This is a genomic window from Rhodococcus sp. USK13 (genome assembly GCF_018343855.1).
Classification (GTDB): domain Bacteria; phylum Actinomycetota; class Actinomycetes; order Mycobacteriales; family Mycobacteriaceae; genus Rhodococcus_F; species Rhodococcus_F oxybenzonivorans.
In genome coordinates this window covers 111936-131666 of record NZ_CP069243.1, presented here as the reverse complement: position 1 = coordinate 131666, position 19731 = coordinate 111936, and the positions used below count along the sequence as shown (strand labels likewise).

22 protein-coding genes are annotated in these 19731 nt (G+C 64.2%); 18 read left to right on the top strand and 4 right to left on the bottom strand.

The annotated features are described in order from the left end of the window. Positions 1-847 precede the first annotated feature (847 nt). The 6 genes from JQT59_RS36275 (at position 848) to JQT59_RS36250 (ending at position 6430) form a co-directional block, all read left to right on the top strand. Entirely contained in the window at positions 848-1540 is a 693-nt protein-coding gene (locus tag JQT59_RS36275; protein WP_249354713.1) for a hypothetical protein, read from the top strand. A 73-nt stretch (positions 1541-1613) separates the two neighbouring features. Then, positions 1614-2288, top strand: a complete 675-nt coding sequence (locus tag JQT59_RS36270) for a hypothetical protein (RefSeq protein ID WP_213578528.1) — start codon at positions 1614-1616, stop codon at positions 2286-2288. Between the two features lie 624 nt (positions 2289-2912). Continuing rightward, positions 2913-3356, top strand: a complete 444-nt coding sequence (locus tag JQT59_RS36265; protein ID WP_213578530.1) for a hypothetical protein — start codon at positions 2913-2915, stop codon at positions 3354-3356. Positions 3357-3725: 369 nt separating this feature from the next. Continuing rightward, on the top strand, positions 3726-4856 hold the full coding sequence (locus tag JQT59_RS36260) for an LGFP repeat-containing protein (protein ID WP_249354714.1): 1131 nt from the start codon (positions 3726-3728) through the stop codon (positions 4854-4856). Between the two features lie 287 nt (positions 4857-5143). Next, complete coding sequence (locus tag JQT59_RS36255) at positions 5144-5566, top strand: hypothetical protein (protein WP_213578534.1); 423 nt, start codon at positions 5144-5146, stop codon at positions 5564-5566. A gap of 585 nt (positions 5567-6151) precedes the next feature. Then, positions 6152-6430 carry a hypothetical protein gene (locus JQT59_RS36250; RefSeq protein ID WP_213578536.1) on the top strand — a complete coding sequence of 93 codons (279 nt, stop codon included), beginning with the start codon at positions 6152-6154 and terminating at the stop codon, positions 6428-6430. A gap of 50 nt (positions 6431-6480) precedes the next feature. On the opposite strand, the gene JQT59_RS36245 is transcribed toward JQT59_RS36250, so the two are convergent. Continuing rightward, positions 6481-6723 carry a helix-turn-helix transcriptional regulator gene (locus JQT59_RS36245; RefSeq protein WP_105419015.1) on the bottom strand — a complete coding sequence of 81 codons (243 nt, stop codon included), beginning with the start codon at positions 6721-6723 and terminating at the stop codon, positions 6481-6483. Between the two features lie 353 nt (positions 6724-7076). Next, positions 7077-7361, bottom strand: coding sequence for a hypothetical protein (locus tag JQT59_RS36240; RefSeq protein WP_213578537.1), 285 nt, complete (start codon positions 7359-7361; stop codon positions 7077-7079). A gap of 307 nt (positions 7362-7668) precedes the next feature. Here JQT59_RS36240 and JQT59_RS36235 point away from each other — a divergent pair, with 307 nt between their 5' ends. The 4 genes from JQT59_RS36235 (at position 7669) to JQT59_RS36220 (ending at position 10850) form a co-directional block, all read left to right on the top strand. Continuing rightward, the gene (locus tag JQT59_RS36235) at positions 7669-8010 is read left to right on the top strand and encodes a hypothetical protein (RefSeq protein ID WP_213578539.1); all 342 of its coding nucleotides are present in this window, start codon (positions 7669-7671) and stop codon (positions 8008-8010) included. A 175-nt stretch (positions 8011-8185) separates the two neighbouring features. Continuing rightward, a complete protein-coding gene (locus JQT59_RS36230; protein ID WP_213578541.1) occupies positions 8186-9484 on the top strand; it encodes a vWA domain-containing protein in 1299 nt (432 codons plus the stop codon). A gap of 263 nt (positions 9485-9747) precedes the next feature. Beyond that, on the top strand, positions 9748-10635 hold the full coding sequence (locus JQT59_RS36225; protein WP_213578543.1) for a hypothetical protein: 888 nt from the start codon (positions 9748-9750) through the stop codon (positions 10633-10635). Next, on the top strand, positions 10635-10850 hold the full coding sequence (locus JQT59_RS36220) for a hypothetical protein (RefSeq protein WP_213578545.1): 216 nt from the start codon (positions 10635-10637) through the stop codon (positions 10848-10850). The genes JQT59_RS36225 and JQT59_RS36220 overlap by 1 nt, the downstream gene beginning before the upstream one ends. Positions 10851-11207: 357 nt before the next feature. On the opposite strand, the gene JQT59_RS36215 is transcribed toward JQT59_RS36220, so the two are convergent. Both JQT59_RS36215 and JQT59_RS36210 read right to left on the bottom strand, forming a co-directional pair. Further along, a complete protein-coding gene (locus JQT59_RS36215) occupies positions 11208-12128 on the bottom strand; it encodes a hypothetical protein (RefSeq protein WP_213578547.1) in 921 nt (306 codons plus the stop codon). A 136-nt stretch (positions 12129-12264) separates the two neighbouring features. Next, on the bottom strand, positions 12265-13062 hold the full coding sequence (locus JQT59_RS36210) for a phosphoadenosine phosphosulfate reductase domain-containing protein (protein WP_213578549.1): 798 nt from the start codon (positions 13060-13062) through the stop codon (positions 12265-12267). A 203-nt stretch (positions 13063-13265) separates the two neighbouring features. On the opposite strand from JQT59_RS36210, the gene JQT59_RS36205 reads away from it, so the two are divergent. The 8 genes from JQT59_RS36205 to JQT59_RS36170 all read left to right on the top strand — a co-directional run bounded on the left by JQT59_RS36205 (position 13266) and on the right by JQT59_RS36170 (position 19653). Beyond that, positions 13266-13778 (top strand): hypothetical protein, encoded by a 513-nt coding sequence (locus JQT59_RS36205; protein ID WP_213578551.1) that lies wholly within the window; start codon positions 13266-13268, stop codon positions 13776-13778. A gap of 170 nt (positions 13779-13948) precedes the next feature. Continuing rightward, the gene (locus tag JQT59_RS36200; protein WP_213578553.1) at positions 13949-14599 is read left to right on the top strand and encodes a hypothetical protein; all 651 of its coding nucleotides are present in this window, start codon (positions 13949-13951) and stop codon (positions 14597-14599) included. Positions 14600-14887: 288 nt separating this feature from the next. Next, entirely contained in the window at positions 14888-16162 is a 1275-nt protein-coding gene (locus tag JQT59_RS36195; protein ID WP_213578555.1) for a HEPN domain-containing protein, read from the top strand. Between the two features lie 218 nt (positions 16163-16380). Next, entirely contained in the window at positions 16381-16821 is a 441-nt protein-coding gene (locus JQT59_RS36190) for a hypothetical protein (RefSeq protein ID WP_213578557.1), read from the top strand. After that, positions 16818-17663, top strand: a complete 846-nt coding sequence (locus JQT59_RS36185) for an RAMP superfamily CRISPR-associated protein (protein ID WP_213578559.1) — start codon at positions 16818-16820, stop codon at positions 17661-17663. The genes JQT59_RS36190 and JQT59_RS36185 overlap by 4 nt, the downstream gene beginning before the upstream one ends. Next, complete coding sequence (locus JQT59_RS36180) at positions 17660-18400, top strand: Csf3-related protein (protein WP_213578561.1); 741 nt, start codon at positions 17660-17662, stop codon at positions 18398-18400. Before JQT59_RS36185 ends, JQT59_RS36180 begins: the two co-directional genes overlap by 4 nt. A gap of 141 nt (positions 18401-18541) precedes the next feature. Continuing rightward, positions 18542-18889 (top strand): hypothetical protein, encoded by a 348-nt coding sequence (locus JQT59_RS36175; protein WP_213578563.1) that lies wholly within the window; start codon positions 18542-18544, stop codon positions 18887-18889. 104 nt (positions 18890-18993) lie between these two features. After that, positions 18994-19653 carry a DUF4190 domain-containing protein gene (locus JQT59_RS36170; protein ID WP_213578565.1) on the top strand — a complete coding sequence of 220 codons (660 nt, stop codon included), beginning with the start codon at positions 18994-18996 and terminating at the stop codon, positions 19651-19653. Positions 19654-19731: the final 78 nt, after the last annotated feature.

Below are 19731 nucleotides of genomic sequence, written 5' to 3'. Positions count from 1 at the left end.
ACGACCGCTGGGTACGAGTCTGAGCCCCCGAGAAGGATCGCTGATGGGCAATCCCGTACTGCGTGTTCGTTCCGAACTGCCGGCTCAAGTTCTCCAAGGCATTCGAGGCTTGGGCAGGGAGTGAAACCACTACCGTTATGTCGTGGCGTGGTTGCTATTTCTTGCGCTCGGAGTCGTGGCATTGGTCGCGCGTGTGGTCTTGCCGAGGCGTGCACGACTCGAGCGGGCCCCTGGGTTTCCTTGGTTCTGGGTGGCCTTCCCCGTTACGTGCCTCGTGGTCGCCGCCGCGGTAGGCGCTTTCACTGCGTGGCCCCATGCAGTGAGCGGAGTGAGGAGTTTCTGGTGGGATCTGTCCACCCCGGACAACGCACACGGAATGCAATTCCTGTCGAGTGAGCAGTACCACCGGTTTGTCACGATGGGGAGGGCGAGGCAGGTGCTCCCCGTAGTAGCCGTAGCGGGGATCGTCTGGTGCGTCTGGACGTGGCGTCGAGGACGCGTGTGAGTCAGACCGTCTCTGGCATGGCGCGCTGCAAAATCCATTCCGTGTCGCAGTCCCGACAATCCCGGCCTCCGATAGAGGAACCAGCACCGGGACGAAGTGGTGCCCCAGCGCGGCCGGCCGGAGTCGGGTCGTTCCGTATGCGGATCCGCTTACGGAACGGGACCGAACAGCCGCCGGCATACGCACCACTTCGTCCCGGTGCTGGTTCCGCTTTCGGACGTCGACGATTCTCGTTGGAGCTCGCACAGCGATGGTCTGGTGGATTCGTTCTCACAGCAGTGACATCGTCGATACGCTGCTTTGAAGATCGCCGCTTTCATGCGCTTGGTGGGAGGGACCTGGATGGCGGAGCAGACCTCCATCGCTGTGGTGTCCCTCTCAGGTACACCTGACAGCTGGTTCGGGCACGGAGAGTGGGGTGCCCGAGCACTGGATATCCTGGGTGAACCCATCCCCGATCGTGCGCTGGCCGAGCAATTCGCCAGCGAGAAGCAACTGCCACTGGAAGACCGGCGCGCGTTGCTGATCCGCAGTCGCGACTTGCCCGACTGGCGGCGCCCACCCAAGCCTGCCGAGATTCCCACCGCTACCGACGATCATCAGGTGACGATCTACCAGCGGGAGGGACTCGATCTCGGTGTCGGAAACTTCCGCGTCTACGACCGAGGGATCCTGTTCCGCATCGAAGCGCTCGAGCCGGATCCGGTAGGAGACGTCCGCCCCGGCGCCGACGTGATGAACTTCAGCTACAGGCTCCGGCCGGACCAGCCTCATCGCCTCCGTCTGCTCGTATACGCCGAGCCCGGCGGCACTCTGCTGACCAACACCGCCCATTTTGGCGCATTCCCGGACGACCCCGACACACTGTGGCTCGCCGGCGGGATCAGTGGCAGCGGCCGCCGAAACCCTGGGATGGCGACCTGGGGCGAGTACTTCCTCTCCCCGCGACCGATCAGTTCGTCGCTGACGATGATCGTGTCTTATCCGGAGTTCGACATCCCACCGAGCGGGGTCGTGATCACCTACCCCTGGTGAACAGTGGGCGGCTGGCACATCTCGGCCGTCCACCCGCGCGCACTACCTCTCGGGATGCTGACACTATGGATTGATGGTGAAGTTCGTTGAAGGAGTAAACCCAGACGATCCCGGGGTGGCCAGGATCAACTATGCAATAGGGTTCGAACACACCCCCGAGTTCGAAGCGCATCTTGAGCGCCTACAAGCGCGCAAAACCGCCGAGGAAGCCCGGCTCGCCGCCCGGAAAGATGTTCCGGCCAGACGCAAGCCCCCAGGTAACAATGACACCCTGGTCTCTTGGTCCGATGAGGAAGTCGTCTTTGCTCAGGATCAGAACCGGGATGTGGAATTGATTTTGTCCCGCCTGCGGGTCTATCCCACTGGGATCCGCTTCGATCTGATCGCACGTGAGCAAGATGAGGGCAAGGCCACGTTCATCGGCGAACGAATCAATCTCACCCATCGCATCCGCCGACCCTTCAAACACCGCATCTACCTAGGAATCGTGCTTCCGGACGGCAAGATCGTCACCAACAAGAAATGCACCCCGCCCCAGGCCCCAGAGGATGACGACCTCACAACACCCTGGTTGTATGGCGGTAAGAGTTACAGCCGTCAATCCGAAACGGGGGCCACGTACTTCCTGAGTCCCAGACCAGAAGACTCCAGTGAGCTCGTCTTCACGATTGCATATCCAGAGATCGGGATTGACCGCGCATCTTCGATCGCACTGGATTGCACACGCTTCACGCGCTCAGACACATAGTCCCGGTCTGTGCTCCTCAACCGGTCGGGCCTCCAGGTTCGAACCATGACTGGAGAAGAAGTGAGCGGCCGTCCAGTTTGTTACCAAAGTGACATCTGTGACTGCTGAGTAAATAGCGAACGGTTGGTTTAGGTTGCTAAAGAGCGACGGGCCCGCCGCTGACCGAAGTCCCCTCAGAGAGACAGGTGTCAGATGGCAGTACGCACACGAGGGTGGAATTTGTCACGGGCTACGAGCAATCGCGCCATTTGGCTTGCTCCAGCTCTTTCGATCGTCCTGGCAATAAGCGGTGGCGGTATAGCTTCTGCTGCGCCAGATGCACCGACGACTACACCCGCAGTCCCTGTTGCACCGAACATTGAAACGGGCGTCGAGCCTTCACCGCCGCTGCCAGTTTTCCCCGGACCACCGACCGAGCCCCCGAATCCAACAGCTGACGAAGAGACCCCTCAGACGCCAGTACCGCCACCGGATCCTGCTCCGCAACTGGGTCCCGCTCCGCAACTGGGTCCCGTTCCGCAGCAAATTCCGGTCATTCCTTCGGACCCGACTAATGACCCGGACTACCCCCCAACGAACTTTCCTGTCAGAGGCTCACTGGTTCCTGATTCGGCATGGAAAGACATGAACACTGAGCTCCTTTCCTACCTCAAGGTCGAAGGCGGGGGATATGAGCTGACGGATAGGTTGACCTTTAAATTCAGGGTCACGATGACGTCGAAACGTCCAGTCGTCGACTGGACGTGCGTGTATTCACCGATCACCCAAACGTTCCCCTACCTCGACTATGACACGCATCTCACGATGTATCTCCTCGTGAACGGCGTGATGATGGATTTCCAAAACAGTGATCCATTTTCATGCAACAACCCCGGAACTTTCCAAATAGATAACGACGTCAACTATGCCGGTCAGAACATCGAAGTCGCAGTTCGTGCCTGGTCGGCGAACCTCGACGACGATTACCAAACATCTGGGGTAAAGACCGCAATGTTCCACTGTGATCCGCTCGATCCCGGCGAGGAAGTTCCGGCACAAGGTGAACTTTGCCGGCGCTCGGAGGACTAGCAAATCGGGTTCATAGGAATACACTCGAACTGGAAAAGGCTGCTAATGACTAGAGTGTCTCGACCAAAGTTCTGGATAGGCCAAGGCATAGCCGTGGCCTTAATCTTTCTTGTCTGCCCCGCTGTTACGACCGCCCAGCCGACAACTACAACGCCGACCACACCGCCCAGCTCGAGTAGCACCACACCACCAACCCTCCAGCCCGAGACATCGTCGGCCGAGGTCCCGGCGCAGCGGGTTACGCCGAGCGCGTCCACCAAGACAGCGGAAGTCCCTCCGGCGACCACTCCGGCGGCCCCTTCCACCCCGAACCCGAGCTCGGTTCAGAGGAGCGAAGCCACAACACCACCGGCATCGAGCTCAGAGGCGGTGCCGACCGACGGGAAGAAGATTCCCTACACAGGCAAGCCAACCGAGAACCCCAACGCGACCATTGTCCCGGGCAAGATGCGTTCGGATCGCGAAGAACTGCCCGAGGGTTACACCAAGGAAGACGCCGACAAAGCCGAGATGGCCGAGGCAAGAATTCTGGCGGAATCGAAGTCGCGGAACGCGCGCAGCAGTACCACAGCCACCAACGCTATAGCTGCGGCCGCCCCCACGGACTGCATGACCTACTTCCCCGAGTGGAGGTACCAGGTCTGCGGTGCGATCCGGGTCAAGTACGACTCTCTCGGTGGCTCGACCAGTTTCCTTCTTCTTCCCACCAGCAACGAACTGGTCAATCCCGACCAATTCGGACGTCGCCAAACCTTCGTCAACGGACCGATCTACTGGTCCGCCGCCAGCGGCGCGCATCCCGTGGTCAACCACTTCTTCGCAGCCTGGGCGCGGAAGGGCTACGAGGGCGGCTATATCGGCTATCCGACGACCGATGAGATTGTCAATGCCGACGGCGTTGGGCGCCGCCAGGAATTCCAAGGCGCGGCCATCTACTGGAAGCTTAACGAGGCCTACTCGATCGGCGGCGCAATCCGATCCAAGTGGAACACGGTCGGCGCTGAAACCAACAGCGGCCTCCTCGGCTATCCCACCTCCGATGAGAAGGTCCTTCCCGACGGTCAAGGCCGGATGAACAGCTTCGAACGAGGCGCCATCTATTTCCACCCATCAACCGGCGCCCAGATAATGACGACTCCGTTTTTCACCAAGTTCGGATCGCTAGGCTTTGAGACAGGTCCACTGGGCTATCCCGTGGCTGGTGACCTTCCCAACTCTGACGGCAAGGGGCGGCGGCAACAGTTCCAAGGAGGCTGGATCTATTGGCATCCCGTCATCGGAGCTCAGTCGGTACGCGGTCGTATCTTCGAGAAGTGGGCGGAACTCGGCTACGAAAACGGACCCATGGGCTATCCCATCTCGGATGAGCTGGCGACCACCGCTGGATTCACCTCGGTCGGGCAAAGGATGAGCTTCTTCGTGGGAGGTGGACTCATCTACAACGGGCCGACCAACACAGTAATTCGGGCCGACCGTGTCAACCCTGGCCAACCTAACTGACCCCTCGAGTTCCCTGGGACATCCGCGCCAGAAGCTCCGCCCGTCGACCTCGGTCCTGCTTTAGCGGGAAGCCGTGCTCACGGCAGGGGCCATCGTCATAAGCCCTTTCCGCCTCCGCCGACTGGCGCAGTGCCGTCCGAGGTATCGGGGGGAAGGGCAGCAACATCAGCCGATTCAGACCCCAGGGGCGGTAAGGATCGAGAACACTAGCCTGTTGCCGTAAGCGTGAGGGTGGGCGGAACCTACTGGGTTCCATCCACCCTCACGCGGCGCCGCGGTCGGGAACGGTGCCGTCGGATTTCAAGCCGGTCGCCGCCATTACCTGCGACGAATGGCTCGCGAATTCGGTTGCCGCTGATCTCACCGGGAGTTTTGCCGAGCACCGATGGGAGGGTGACTTCGCTGCGGCTATCGACAAGCTCAATGCCCCGTCTGAGGGCCAACGTCTGGATCAGAACAGTTGTGGAACGGCGAGTTTGGCACCGATACCGGACTTGTGGTTGATCGACGCGCACGGTCGCGCACTACGCCCGTCCTACCCTGTCGACGACTGTGGATTCCTCAAGATCGGTGGACTCCGCGAAATCGAAAAACTAGTCCAGGTCGATCGGATCGAACACTACGTCCGCCACACGCCGGATTCGCTGCAACAGCTGATGGGATGCAGCACGCGGCGAGTGACGCCAAAAATCGGTAATCAGCGCCTCTAGCCGACCAGTACTGGGTCGGCAGCGCAGTTTGTCGCTACACCACCGATCCGGACGGGACTATCATCCAGGACAGCCCGGGGCCGACGTTCTTCTCACTCCCGCCGGCGACCGAGTGTTCGTCGGACGCGAGCCTCACGGCCGGCACGACAGTGACACTAGCGGGGCCAGAGTATGTCGAACCGTTGCCGGTACTCATTGAGATCGATGGATGCCGCCGTGTACTCATTGACGAGCACATCGCCCTGCAAGCGTCCGAGGACGTCATCACGCAGGTCTCTTAGCTGGCAATCGGTCGTTGAGTCAGCCGCTTCTGATGGGTGACCCGTAGGCGGAAGCCTGACCGGAGCATTCCGCTAGAGGTTCCTTGACCGGAAGCTCCCGACCTGTTGCTGTCTCGTAGAGGTGGTCCGCTGACCGTTTCCACAGCGGGGCGGTAACCGGGGCACTCGAACGTCCCTGGGTCATGCCGGCTCGCGGCGGTCAGTGGTGATCGGTTGATCCGATTTTCGGGCATATGCGCCGCGCGGGGTGGAGCGGAGCAGCGCAGTACCTGCGGGTGTCGGTGTGGTGTGTCACACTCGAGGCATGGAGGGGGCCAACAAGTTTGCGCGTGAGGTGATTGCCTTACTGCGTCCCGTACTACCGGCGCCGACGCTCGATCACGTGAGCTTCTCACTCGAGACCGGTCAGGTCCACCAGGCGCTGATCGAAGCGCTGGGCGGGGCGGTCAAGCACGAGGTGACCGTTCCGGCCCGTGTGGTCGAGACGGTGCGGGAGCTGCTGGCGGAGGGGTCGTTGCGGCGCCGCGATGCCCGTGCGGTGCACCGGATGCTGCCGCGGCTGCGCGTGGACACCGCCACCTGAACTCCCCGGCACCATCCGCATGGCCACACGGGATGGAATGCGGCGGCCGGTCACTGGGTGCGGCGCCGCCGCTTCGGTATGTCGGTGCGGGCGCCCTGGCCGGGCCGGTTGTGCGCCCATTCGATGATGTCCGAGCGCTTCCACAGTGGGGTGCGGCCGATCTTTTCTACCGGCGCGGGCGCTTGGCCGCGTGAGACATATCCGCGGAAGGTCGAGATGGAGAGCTCGGTGCCGGTTTCCTCCTTGATCAGGTCGATGACTTGGTCGGTGGTGAGGCGGTGCGGGCTGACCATGTTTCTCAGACCTTCCCGTCCGGGTCGGTAGTGGTGAGGGGTGTAGACCGGCCACGCCGCGACGTCGGCGCCGAGTGGCAAAGGTGGCGGCGTGCCGGTGCCGCGCCGGGTGAGGTGTCCATGCCCTAGACCCTACAACGCCGTGCTGTAACGAACCCTTCCGTTCGTGTCGTGGTGCGGTGGTATGCCCTCATGATGACAACCATGCAACGCCGAATTGTGACGTATGGGGCTGAGGGGTGGGGTGGAATGTCGATGAAGCAGTGACACTCACACCTTGCTACATTACAATGTAACGATGCAAGGTAAGTGACGGAACATCTGCAGTGCAGCGAAAGAGGGACTTCGATGGTTCAGGTAGTGAATGCAGTCCCGGCGGAACCTGCGATCGGGGACATGGTGTCGTGGACGGTGCGTCTCGGGGTGTATGTGGTGACCGGGTGCTCGCGGGGGTCGGTGACGTTGATGCCAAGGCAGAAGGGGTCGAGAAGAGCATCCGGCTCGGCGCCGCCCACCGGGCCCGCGGCGATGCCGAAGCCGCTCGCGGTGTTCTTCAGGCCATCGCGGACGGCCGGTTCTGAATCCCGCCGCAGGGGCAGCAAGATCCAGAAAACCCGTTCTAGCTGCGTAGATGACACGTCCCCCTTTCATGAAAGAGGCTGACATGCCCGTACCCGTAGACCATGACCTCACTGAACGCGCTGTCCGCGTCATTGACCGCAGCGGCTGAGGGACCAGCGCCGCCTACCCCCAGATCCGCACGGTCATTCTCACTTGGGTCTGCCCGGTCTGCCATGGGCCGCGCGGTATCCCGAAGAGCCATAGGTTCCACGAGGACGGCCACTGGCTGACCTGCGATCGCTGGGACAACCCGTGCGGGCACCTCGACCTGTACACCGCGGTCCTCGCCGAAGCGCGGGAGCCGCACCCTGCCGGGCCGCGACCGTGAATGCCGCCCTGTTCGACGAGTTCGGTGAGCCCGAGCTTGACGCGTATCCGCCGCTGCCGGCAACGGATCCACGGCTCGCGGAGTTCTTCCGCACGCACAATGTCGTCCCACCCGTCATGCTGGGTCGCTGCATCGGCCGGAGCGTGTGGTCGAAGACCGGGGCCGATCCGCAGACCTGCACCGGCGCCTACCGCACCCTGATCGGTGTGCGGACGGAGCCGTGCACCGAGTCACCGCGCGGCGGCACGGTGTGGATTCTGCGTCTGCGCGATGACGACGGCATCGAACACGACAGCCCGCGCTACACCAGCAGCAACCACGTCGCGGTGCTGCGGTAACCGCACCGGCACTCCCACACGGGCACTCCCGCACCCACAACCCCACGTGTCTGTGGGCGCGCCGACGTGCGTACCCGGTGAATCCGGTTACTAGGCTCCTGCTCGCGGGCGTACCGACCGCCTCGCGGCCCTTGACGAAAGGACTCGGCCCCACCCTGGCGGGCCGGAACACACCATGACCTCTCTGACACGCGGGGCGAACAGCCCGATCGACACGGCCACCACGACGGTGGAGGTGACCGGCGCCCGGCAGGGAACGGTCGATCTGTTCGTCTTCCAGCTCGGCGCCGATCTGAAGGTCCGGACCGACGCCGATCTGGTGTTCTTCAACAACCCCAGCACCCCGGAAGGTGCGGTCACCCTCACCGGCGGGCAGGTGACCTTGCACCTCGCGGCAGTGCCCGCGGCGATCGACACCCTCGCCGTGGCCGTCGCACTCGATGAGAACGTGCCCGGCAGCCTCGCCCAGGTCCCGGGCCTGTCAGTAACTCTCACCCAGGCGGGCGGAACCTCGTTCGCGATCCCGGCGGAAGGCCTCACGACCGAGCGGTCCGCGGTACTGCTCGAGGTGTACCGGCGCAACGGGTCCTGGAAGGTCCGCAACCGGTCGGCCGGCTGGAGCGGCGGACTCGACGCCCTGGTCACCGAGCACGGTGTCAGCGTCGACGAAACCCCTGCACAGGCACCCGAACCCGCACAGTCCGCTGTCGCGGCGGCGACTTCGGCGACCGTCGACGGGGAGGGGGTGCGGACGGTGCCCGGCGAAGCGACGCTCTCCCTGGTCAAGCGGGAGAAGCTGAATCTGCAGAAACGGGAGGTCGCGAAAGTCCTCCTGCGCAAGGGTGCCGCCAGCCCGGTCGGCCGGGTCGTCCTGGTCATGGACAACACCGGGTCGATGTCCAAGCGGTACCGGTCCGGTGAGGTCAAACGCATCATCGAGCGGATGGTGCCGGTCGCGACCCAGCTCGATTCGGACGGAAACCTCGAGGCCTACGCCTACGCCCAGCGGTTCGTGAAGCTGCCGGACGTCACCGTCGCCGACGCCGACACCTGGGTGAACACCTATGTCCACCTCCGTGGCCGCCACGGCGGTATCGATTTCGATGCGATCGGCGGCACCAACAACGAGATCCCGATCATGGAAGAGATCATCGGCACCCTCGACAAAGCCACTGCGGTCCCGACGTTGGTGCTGTTCTTCACCGACGGCGGATTCAACGCCAGGGCGCAGATCACCGCCCTGATGCGGACAGCCAGTGCGTTGCCGGCGTTCTGGCAGTTCATCGGAATCGGCAAGTCCAGCTTCGGGATCCTCGAAAAACTCGACACCCTGACCGGCCGTCTCGTCGACAACGCCGGGTTCTTCGCGGTCGAGAACATCGACAAGCTCACCGACACAGCCCTGTACGAGCTACTCCTCAGCGAGTACCCGGACTGGTTACGCGCGGCCCGGAAAGCCCGCGTCCTCAGCTGATCCCGTTGTCCCCAAATGACATGGCGCGATTGCGAAATAGGTAATCTACCTGCGCAGATGACATGTCCCCGGCGGTAGTCTCCTGCGATCGGTGTTCGCGGCTCTCGGGTATGCTTGCGGGGCGGGGGCGCCGCCGGCTGGTTACCGGCACCAGTGTTCCTCGCCCGGCGTGGCAGACGCCAACTGGAACGTTTCCGTCTGCCACGCCCCTCTACTTTCCGCGGTCGGTCCGCCCGCCTACACAGATCCGGGGGAGATGCAGAGTGGGCTACAGCGCCAGCCCGGACGGCCCACCGGCACACCTCGACCCCGAGCTCGGGCAGTCGAGCTCGCCGGCGGTCAAACCGGTCGGCTACCGCACCGAAGCAAGTCACCAGGACCGGGCGGCGGAACGTTCCTCGGCCCGCGAGCTCGACGACATGGTCGAAGACAGCGCGTTCACCCGGGCCCGCAAGGACCTCGAGCGCGCCTTCCCCAGAGCTGCCGTCACCGACGTCTCGGCGCGTAAACGCCGGCAGCTACCGATCCCCGACTCGATCCGGATCCCACCCTCGGCGCGGCAACGCAAGGCACGCTCGGTCACCAAAAACATCGCCCAGACACAGCTTCCGGCCGTCGGATACAAGGCGGTGCACACCCTGATCAGCGATACCGATCATTGGTCGCAGCTCGGCACGGCGCTGAGCGCGGCCCGCGGGGACGCCCAGCACCTCGACGAGAAGACCCGCACCCAGGTCCAACGCATCGACCGGGCGATCCAGACCGCCGAACGGGCCAACGACCGCGGACACGTCCTCTACTGCGCGGCCCGGCTTCCGCACGCAGTGCCCGCATCGGGGACGAATCTGCCGGCCGCGCTGCAGCAGGGTTCGATGCTCGACTTCGACCGCTTCACCATGACCACACACGCTGTCCACCAGCTGGACGAGACGATGACCGAGCACGACGTCGTGTTCGAGATCGAGACGGACCGGGGCATGTACCTGGGGCGCTCGGACAAGGTCGACGACACCGCGCACCTGCTGCCCCGGGGGATGCGGTTCGAGGTCGTCTCCGCAGGACCGGGGCGCTACCGTCGACCGGACGGCACGATCGGACGCCGCATGATCGTTCAGCTACGCGATATCACCGGAGTAGGAAAGGTCAGCTGATGGGACTGTTCACCGATGGAAAAGGCCGACCCGAACTCGTGGTCAACCCCGACATCATCCTGGGCCGCGCCGTCTACCGGCCCGTCGACGACAGCCCGGCCGCCGAGCCGGTGGAGACGCCGAAGCAACGCGCCCGCCGGGAGCTGAAGAAACGTATGACCGAAGAACGTGAGCGGAAAAAGAAGACCGGAGACGTACCCACCGAAGAGGGGTGACGCCTCCGGCTCATCCAGTGCATCTGCAGTGCCACTGATCGTAGCTTTGCTGGAACATCCCACGCCATTTCACCTCTGTGCGTGCCATGGGTAGTACGCACAGAGGTTCCGTCGTTGGTTCGAACCCGCGTCGTTATGCCAGGCGGAGGCGAGCGATTCTGCGCGCCCGGCACACCACCGGCTCCACGCGGATCTCTACTGGTATTTCTGAATTCCGATCACGAATGCCAAAGCGGCCACCGCTTGCTCCGGTCCAGGCATCGCGAGATCCGCCTGGTCGCCTACCGGCCGAGCCACCTCATGAATTGGCTGGTGACGGAACCGTTAGGGTCATCGTGGGGGATGGGAGACGATGCGTTAATCCGTCCCGGAAACTTCGCCTTCTGTAGGCCGTGCGCCCAGGAGTTCGATGTACTTCTCCGCCATTCCATACAGGAGATCCCACGCCACTTGAATGCCCTGCAGGAGGTCCTCCCCTTGCGGGTTCCAGAGAGTTACTTCCCGGCCATTTGCATCAGTCCCGCGGGCGGTGGTCATCTCGGCGGCCCAGCTCAAACCGTGTGCATGGGCACTCATTGTCCGCCAGACACGCACTACTTCTTGTTTTGCTCCAAAGTCCTCGTAGTACTCCTGTGCTCGGACCAACTTGGTGGCCTCACCGATCATGGACGTGTCGGTGGGCTTGTCGGTGACGCACAGAAGCGCTTCCTTCGACATATCGGCTGCGGCCCCGATCCGTACGGCGTCCATCTTGACGTCCTCAAGGCGCGCCGTAAGTCGTTCAACCGCGGCGGACGCCGACTTGTGCCGCGCGTTGTAGACGGCGTGCTCCGGCAGGTCAGGCTTGTCTTGCCCCACCAACTCACGAGCGGCGGTCCGCTCGTTCTTCAGCTCGTGGTAGGTGAGGTTTAGCGTCCGTGTCTGGCGAACGATCGAATCATCCGAGGCGAGAAGCCAACCCGCAAGTCCCGCCGCCGTGATCGCGGATCGAACGAGGGTAAACGTCGCAAACGCCGTGATACGCGAGCTATTCAATACCGACGTAGCGGCAAGGTGCAGGTGGTCCAGCGCATTCAGCCCGACCACGGTCACCGCGTCGCGCGGGGATCGGATAGTGAGCACGCCTTCTTCCGCCGCGAACGCGCTACCCGGCCGGGGACTCGAATGGTCACATAACAGGTCCGCATATTGATTGATCGCGGGGACAAGTCGTTCTAAATGCTCTCGGGTCTTTCCGTCGATCAAGTGCAGGCGTTGGGGAGTGGCGTCTTCAGTCATGGCGGCCAGGCTAATCGGCCGGTAACCCGGCACGAGCGGCACCAAGAGTCCGCCCGGTCGGTCAGAGTTTCGCCACCGCGTCGTCCTGCCGCCGGACAAGCGGGACCTGTAGTCGGCCGGCGGGTCGTCAGCCTGGTTAGGTCATGTGCCGGATTCTCGGCAACGCGTCCGCGAGTTGTTCGTACAGCTGTGGCCAGCCGCGGCGCAGCCAGGTCAACCGGCCGCGGTCGAGATGGGCGCCGTCGATCAGGTGCGAGAGGCGGTGCTGTGCCGGCGGCACGCCGATCCTTGTGAGAACGTCGTAAACCGGGTTGACCGGTAGCTGGTTCCGGGAGATGTGGGCCCAGACATCCTGGGTGGTCCAGTTCCAGATCGGCCCGTAGGCGATGGTCCCGTCGGTGCGGGTGATGATTCCGTCGCGTCGGCCACCACGGGTGTAGAGGTGTCGGCGGCCGGCGGACTCGTCGGCCCGCACACCCCACAGCTCACCGGGGCCGAACATTTCATGCGCGCGTCGGGCCGGGGCACCGATCAGGATGTCGTGGAGATCGATCCGGGCATCGGCATGCGGGGCTGAGTGATCCCACAGCCCAGAAGCAACCAGAGCGTCGAGGAGCGGCGGCTCGGCTGCGATGACGTGCAAGTCGAGCTGCCACGCCACGGCGAGCTCACGGATGTAATCGTAGGTTTCGGGGTATTCGAGTCCGGAGTCGAAGAACACCACCGGCACATCCGGATCGGCCCGGCGCGCGAGGTCGAGCGCAACAAGTGAATCTTTTCCGCCGGAGAACGCGACATACCCGTCGTGATGGGCGAGATGGTCGCGGATCCGGGTGCCGATCTGTTCAAGCGAGGACGGACCGGATCTGGTCGAGGCCTGCCGCATCCCTCGCAGCGTTGCAAGGTCGAGTCCTGGTTCCGGTGTTGTCACCACGTTTCCGAGGCTACTGGTGCGCAGTCGTGCCCCACCCCGCGTTGCCGCCGTGTCCCGTGGATGCCGACAGGGGATGCGTCGGAATTCGCGCTCGCTGAACTGGAATGGGGCAGGTCGTCGCCCGCAACTCAGGTAGCGACGTGTCGGTCGTGACCGATAGCGTCCTGCGCGACAACTCAAAACGATTTCGGGAGGAGATCATCGTGGGGGAAGTAGCAGTCAATCATTTCAGCGACTGGTCGCATTGGCACTGGATGCTGTGGACATTGATTCTGATTGCGGCCGGAGGACTGTCACTGGTCGCATTGTCCCTGGCCAACTCGGGATCGGAAGCGGAGCGGTCGCACGGAGACGGGTTCGGTTGGTTCGCCGCAGCGGCCGGGTCAGCTTTGCTGGCGTTCATCGCCTTCACCGGTGCGTTGATCAATATCTCCAGACATCTGCCGGGCTTCAAATGGGCCATATTCGCGGTCATCGTGGCGGTCGGTGTGACGGCATTCGCGCAGTTTCGCGTGGTGGAGGCAGAGGCCGGAGATCGGGCTCACCCGTGGCTCTGGCGGAGTGCGGCGATCGCCACTGCCGTCGGTGGTCTCATCGCAATTGGGTACGACGGCCTCAACCGTGTGGCCGCCTGGATTCCCACGACGATCGGCGTGGTGCTCCTAGGTATCTTTGCCGCAGTCCTCTACGCGTCGACCCCTTCACGGACACGGTGATACCGGCCGCCGGACAAGGGTAGGGAGCGGGTCGGGTGTGATGGTGCACCTGACCCGCTTTCTTTTTGGTCTGGTGTAGATGGGCGTGCGTTCGAGTTTCACGGTGTGGGTGACCGTGCCACCCGGACCGCGCCCGGCACGACCGCGGTGGGCAGGTTACGGTGCCGGCCATGACGATCACCGCTGTTGCCGACGTGGCATTGGCCGCATTCACGGCGGCCGAGGGACCCACCGAGGTCGCCACACCCGATGACCGGGAGACCGGGTGCGCGCGCTGCGGCAGGGTGACCGCGGTGATGATCCCGGTTGGGAGGGTGATCTCGCGGCGGTTCACCGGGTTCGAGTCGTGGACGAATCTCGCCGGCCGCCAGCTGTGCGAAGTGTGCGTGTGGGTCTACCGGCACCGTCCGCTGCGCACCGAAGCGCATATCGTCACGCGCACGCCCGTCACGCTGACACCCGCAGGCCCGCAACAGCTGCGCCAGGTGCTCTCCACCGTCGTCGACGCGGACACCGCGGTTCTCGTGCCGCTGCGGCCCGGCCGCAAACATGTACTTCCCGATGCCCGGTGGGGGAAGGTCACGGTCGACGACACGGCCCTGAGCTGGACAGCAGCGGATGCGGTTCGGCTGCAGGTGGTGCGCCGCCTGCGGGCACACGGCTTCTCCGAAACCATGCTCCGCGATGACAGTCCGGCCTACTCGGTCCTGAGCCGGGTCGTCGCCGACCAGTGGCCGCAGGTCTTCGACGACTGGAACCATCTCACCCCTTGGCATCACGCCGGGCCATGGTTCGACGTGGGGTTGCGTGCCAGTCGATAGAGGGCATCCAGTCGCGCAGGATCTCGTCAGCTTGTAGATACCGATGTCGGTCAGTCCGATTGGGCCGGGCATGCTGAGCGTGTGACAGCTATCGAACAGGATTTATTGCGTCCAGACCTGTGGGACCTGCTCTTGCCAGCTATCAGGGCTGCACGCGAGGCCGGACGCGAGTACGCACGCAGCGGTCGGCACGTTCCAATGCAGCCCTTGATCAAGTATGCGGAGAGCGACGCGGGTTGGCCTCTCGTCTCCTCCGATGGGTTCCTCGGGGGTCCGAAAAGTGACCGTGTGGACTGGACGGAGGTCTTCGGGCTCAGCGGAGGATTCGGCACGACCATTCCGGTCTCGGAAGTTCCCCGGTTGGCCGAGGCTGTTCGGGAGGTCAGTCGTCGGGCAATGGACGACGACGAGCTGATGCGAGGCGTCAGTCGTCTCGCACCGCTGATGGACGGGAAGACAAGAGAAGAGAGACGGGAGCAGGTTGAGTTCGAGACTGCCGCGAGACTGGTTGGCAAGATACTCAACCGAGCGGACGCTATTGATGCCGAGACGGATGAGGAACTCCGGTCAATTTACCAACAGATCGAGAGGGCACGATTCAGCAAGAAGCTGACCGGCGACGTGATCGTCCCTCTCGTAGCGGTGTCCTTCGACACCGATGAGCCAGTTCACATTGATAGCAATGCCTGGATCGAGCAAATGACCGAAGCAGACCACCGAGCCCGCGCGCTGCAATGGATGCGGCAGGATAACGTGTCACCATACGTCGCCGCCGCCGCCACCCACGCCGTTGTCCTGCGAGACGTCCAGTTCACTAATGTCGTGCATTCCTGGCCGCCAGGCCAACTGCCTTCCGAAATCTCGGATGACATCGCACGTGCGGTGGCGGAAGCCGTCTATATCGTCGCCGAGGTTCCCTCCGGCCATGCTCAGATCCTTATTCGACCGCGGGATTGGGCCACCGAGTGGAGGCTGGACTTGCCACCGCTGTGGTCCGCGTGGACCGGGCGGGCGTATCCCGAGGACTTGATGACTGATCGAGCATGGAATAAGGCGAGAATCCCTATCCCGAAAGCCGAAATCGACGAAATAGTACAGATCGCGAAGGCCCTAAAGACCGCGCCCAAAAACGTATTGATCGCGGCTCGTCGCTGTCGCCGTACCTCATTCCGAGACGACCCCGAGGACATCGTTCTGGACGTGGCCATTGGGATTGAAGCACTCGTCGGTAAGGAAAAGGACGCTTTGACGCACCGTATGGCCCAGCGAGCCGCTGTCGCGCTGGCAGACCGCATCCCACCGGGGGACACTTACAGCCTGGTAAAGCAGTTCTATGGCATTCGATCCAGTATCGCTCATGGGGTGTCGCCAAAGAATTGGACTCTCAAGCTCGGTAATGACCAATTTGGTGCAGTCGATGCCGGCAGGTTCATACTCCGCTATCTGCTTCGGAGCTTGCTGTCGACCGACAAGCCATGGGATGCCGCCTCATTAGACGCGCGCATGCTGGAGCGATTAGAACCACCCGAGGGATACCCCTCCACCGAACCGGATGAGGAGTGAAGAAGCAATACCGCACCCTGGTGATCTACTCGCGGGCGCGCAGAACCCTCCATCGCTACGCGAGGGCTGGCATCTGCCCGGCGCACAGCAGTGTGGCCGGTGCAGGGTGAGCACGACTCCGTGCCGGTCACCGGGTGCGGCGGTCATCTGTGGGGACGCCCTGTTCAGTTCGGTGGGCGACTCGAGAAATCCCGCGTAATTCTCTACGCTCGGCAGCAATGAATACCTCGGGGGAGAACACGATTTCGGTGACCGACCGCTGGCTTGCGGCGGTGCCGCAGTTGCCGGCCTTGTTGGATCCGGCCGCCCGTGTGGCGGAGCGGTTGATGTTGCTGCTGCACTACGGAGTGGACTGGTCGGAGGGGAACTGGGTGGCCGCCCGCCGCGGTGACTACTGGGACAACCTGCTGCCCACCCGGATCCGGTTGGCCACCTACAACAGTGTGAATCTGCACCAGTGGTGGACCGCCTCGGCGGCCCGGCTCGGCTCGTCCCCGCGCACCGACGAGCAACGCGCCGAGCTGGCCGTGCTGCTCACTTACGAGCCGCGGCCGGTGCTGCAGGTGATGCGCGATCAGACGACCGCGCTGACCTTGCGGACCCGGATCGTCGCCGACGCGGTCCGCGCCGCCCGCACCGAGCACGGGGTGGCGTCGTGAGCGTGTCCCGGGTGTGGGAGATCGAGATGACCGCGAAATCCCCGATCTCGCACCGCGGGGAGCTGATCGGCACCACCGCGATCGGCCGGCGGATGAAGATCCTGCAACAGGATGGGTCGGTGGAGTTGGTTCCGGTGATCTCCGGCAACTCGTTTCGTGGGGTGTTGCGCCGGATCGGTGAGGAGCTGCTGCGCGATGTCCTCGGTTACGAGAACCAGCTGCCCCTGGCGGTCGCACATACCCTCCGCAACGGCGGCGCGATCGTGAAAACCTCGGCGGAACCGGTCACCGGGCGGCGCCTGCAGCAGCTGCGGGAGCTGATCCCGCAGATCAGTGTGTTCGGCGGTGCGGTCGGGGCGGCACCGATCGACGGCTGCCTACGGGTCGGGCATGTCGTGCCGATCGTCACCGAAGCCGCCCCGATCCTGCGGCGGCAGTATCCGGGCCCGTTGCCGTCCCGCTTCGACATCGAGGCCCTCGAGTCCTATTCACACCTCGACGACGTCGCCACCGGCCGGAACCTCACCGACCCCACCGACGACGGTTCCGGTTCCGGGTCCCCGGTGATGCGGTACGACATCGAAACCCTGGCGCCGGGCACCCGGTTCGAGTCCTGGGTGCAGCTGAGCCGCGGCTCGGACCTCGATCACGCCTTCGCCGCCGACGTGCTGACCGAGTTCACCCGGTCCGGCTGGCTGGGTGGGCGGACCGGGATCGGGCACGGCCAGATCGCCACCACACTCACCGAACCCGCTTCGGGTGGCCCGGTGGTCGATTGGCGGGAGATCGTCGCCGCACGACGCGATGAGGCCGTCGCGATGCTGCTTTCCCTCCCGGCATGACTCCCGCGGTGACCGGGGAAGGCATGGTCCCGATGGTGGTACGTGCCCGCCTGGCCGGCGGCGTTGCGCACGGTGTGCCGTGGGGCATCAGCCTCGACGGCCTCCTCGCCTCCGAAGTGCGCGAGAACGTCAAGGCCGCCGCCCGCGCCGCTGGCACCGACTACCCGCCCTACAGCTCCGATACCGTGCCGGAGGACCTGGAGTTGCCGCTGGCCCGCTGCACCGCCGGTGGCGGCGGCGAGCACTGGCATTGGGCGGCGACCTTCGCCTACCCGGAGGACGAGGTCCCGGGCCCGCACGTGCAGTACTGGTCGGCCCGCCCGGATCAACAGGCCCTCGCCCACATGTCGGCCGCGTTGCCGGCGTTGGTGTCCGAGCGGCAGGGCCGCTACCGGTCTCGGGTGATGCCGCTGCCGCTCACCATCTGCCGGAACTTGGTGTGGCGGGCGGTCGGCGACCCGGCCGCGGTCGCCGATCTCCTCACGCCGATCGTGTCGATCGGGAAGAAACGCAGCGCCGGCCACGGCCACATCCTCGACTGGACGGTCACCGAGCACCATGGCGCTGACCGGTGGGAGCACGGGCACCTGCACCCCGATGGCACCCTCGGCCGCACCGCCACCGCGGCCTGCCTGCACGGTCGGGAGGTCCGCACGGGTGGGGACGGGCAGATGGGGTTGCGGCCCCCGTACATGCATCCGGGGATGCGCCGTCAGGTGTTTCTGCCGGCCCGCTGATCTCCCGCCAAGCCGCGACTGAGGGGACGTGTCATCAGTCCAGGTCAGGGCAAATGTTTCGCGCATTCCACGTCTGCCTGTGACGGCGCCGATGTGGTGGTAGCGCTACTCTCGCAGGACGGTTCGGAGAAGGGGGCGTAGTTGGTGTTCGGTTGGTTTCGCCGCACACGTGCCGGCGACACGGTTCCGCGGAGGCGCGAGGACAACGGGTATCAGCAGAAGGCGGAGAAGGCGGTGGCCGCCGCGCTGAGCGGTGATTTGCGCGAGGAGTACCTCGCCGCGATCGCTGAACGGTCGGAGTTGCTGAAGGAATTCGGCGTCGGGTGGATTTACGAGTGCACACGTGACTTCTCCCAGCGTGACCCGGTACTGCTCTCACCGGAGGAAATCCGTGAGCGCACGGCACAATTACGCCGCACGTTCATTGCCGGACGCACCACCCGCTCAGCACTGAGAACCCAGCAGAGACGGCCCGCGATCACCCCCTGAAGGAATCTCGGCCGCGTGCGAGCTCGCGGCAAGGTGTGCGCTCTAAGATCAGCGTCGAGGTTTCGTGCAACGTGTGAAGCACTGGCGGTGGGGGTGTAGAGCGCATGAACACAGTCGATATGTCGAAGACCCCGGCGGGTCCCGCGCTGGATCCGATCAACCCGTACGCGGTGATTTCCCTCGTCGCAGCACTTCTGGGCCTGTTTCCGGTGGCGATCGTGTTCGGCATCCTCGCGTTCTGGCGGCCGGGTGGCCGCGGCATCGCGATCGCCGGCCTGATCCTCGGTGTCCTCGAAGCCCTCGCGACCGCCGCCGTGCTCTATTCGGCGGGAACCGCATTCAACTCCGACACCGACTCCCAGGACTACTCGGCAACCGCGGTCACCACGTTCCCAGAGATTGCCCTACCCGCACCGTTCACAGCGGCACCCACCACTGCCGTCGCCGAGCCCACCACCGTGGAGACGACCACCGTCGCGGTCGAAACCACGGCGCCGGCCGCCATCGCGCCGGTGGTCAACGGGGACTGCGATCCCTCGGTCGACAACCACGCCACCGCGGCCGACGGAACGTTCCTCAAATGCACCTACGCCGGATCGACCCGGCCGCACTGGGTTCGATCGGTCCCGATCATCGGCACCGCATCGGAGGGCGACTCGTGCGACCCCTCGGTGACCGGTATCGCCGTCTCCCCGCAGGGCCAGGACCTGTTCTGTGTGACCGATACGCGGACCGGCGGCGGAACCTGGACACCGGGCCCATGAGTTCCCAGGACCTCGCGGGTGAGGGTCTTCGGGGCGGGCGGAACACAGACCCCGACCCTGTGAGCTCTGCGCTGCGGC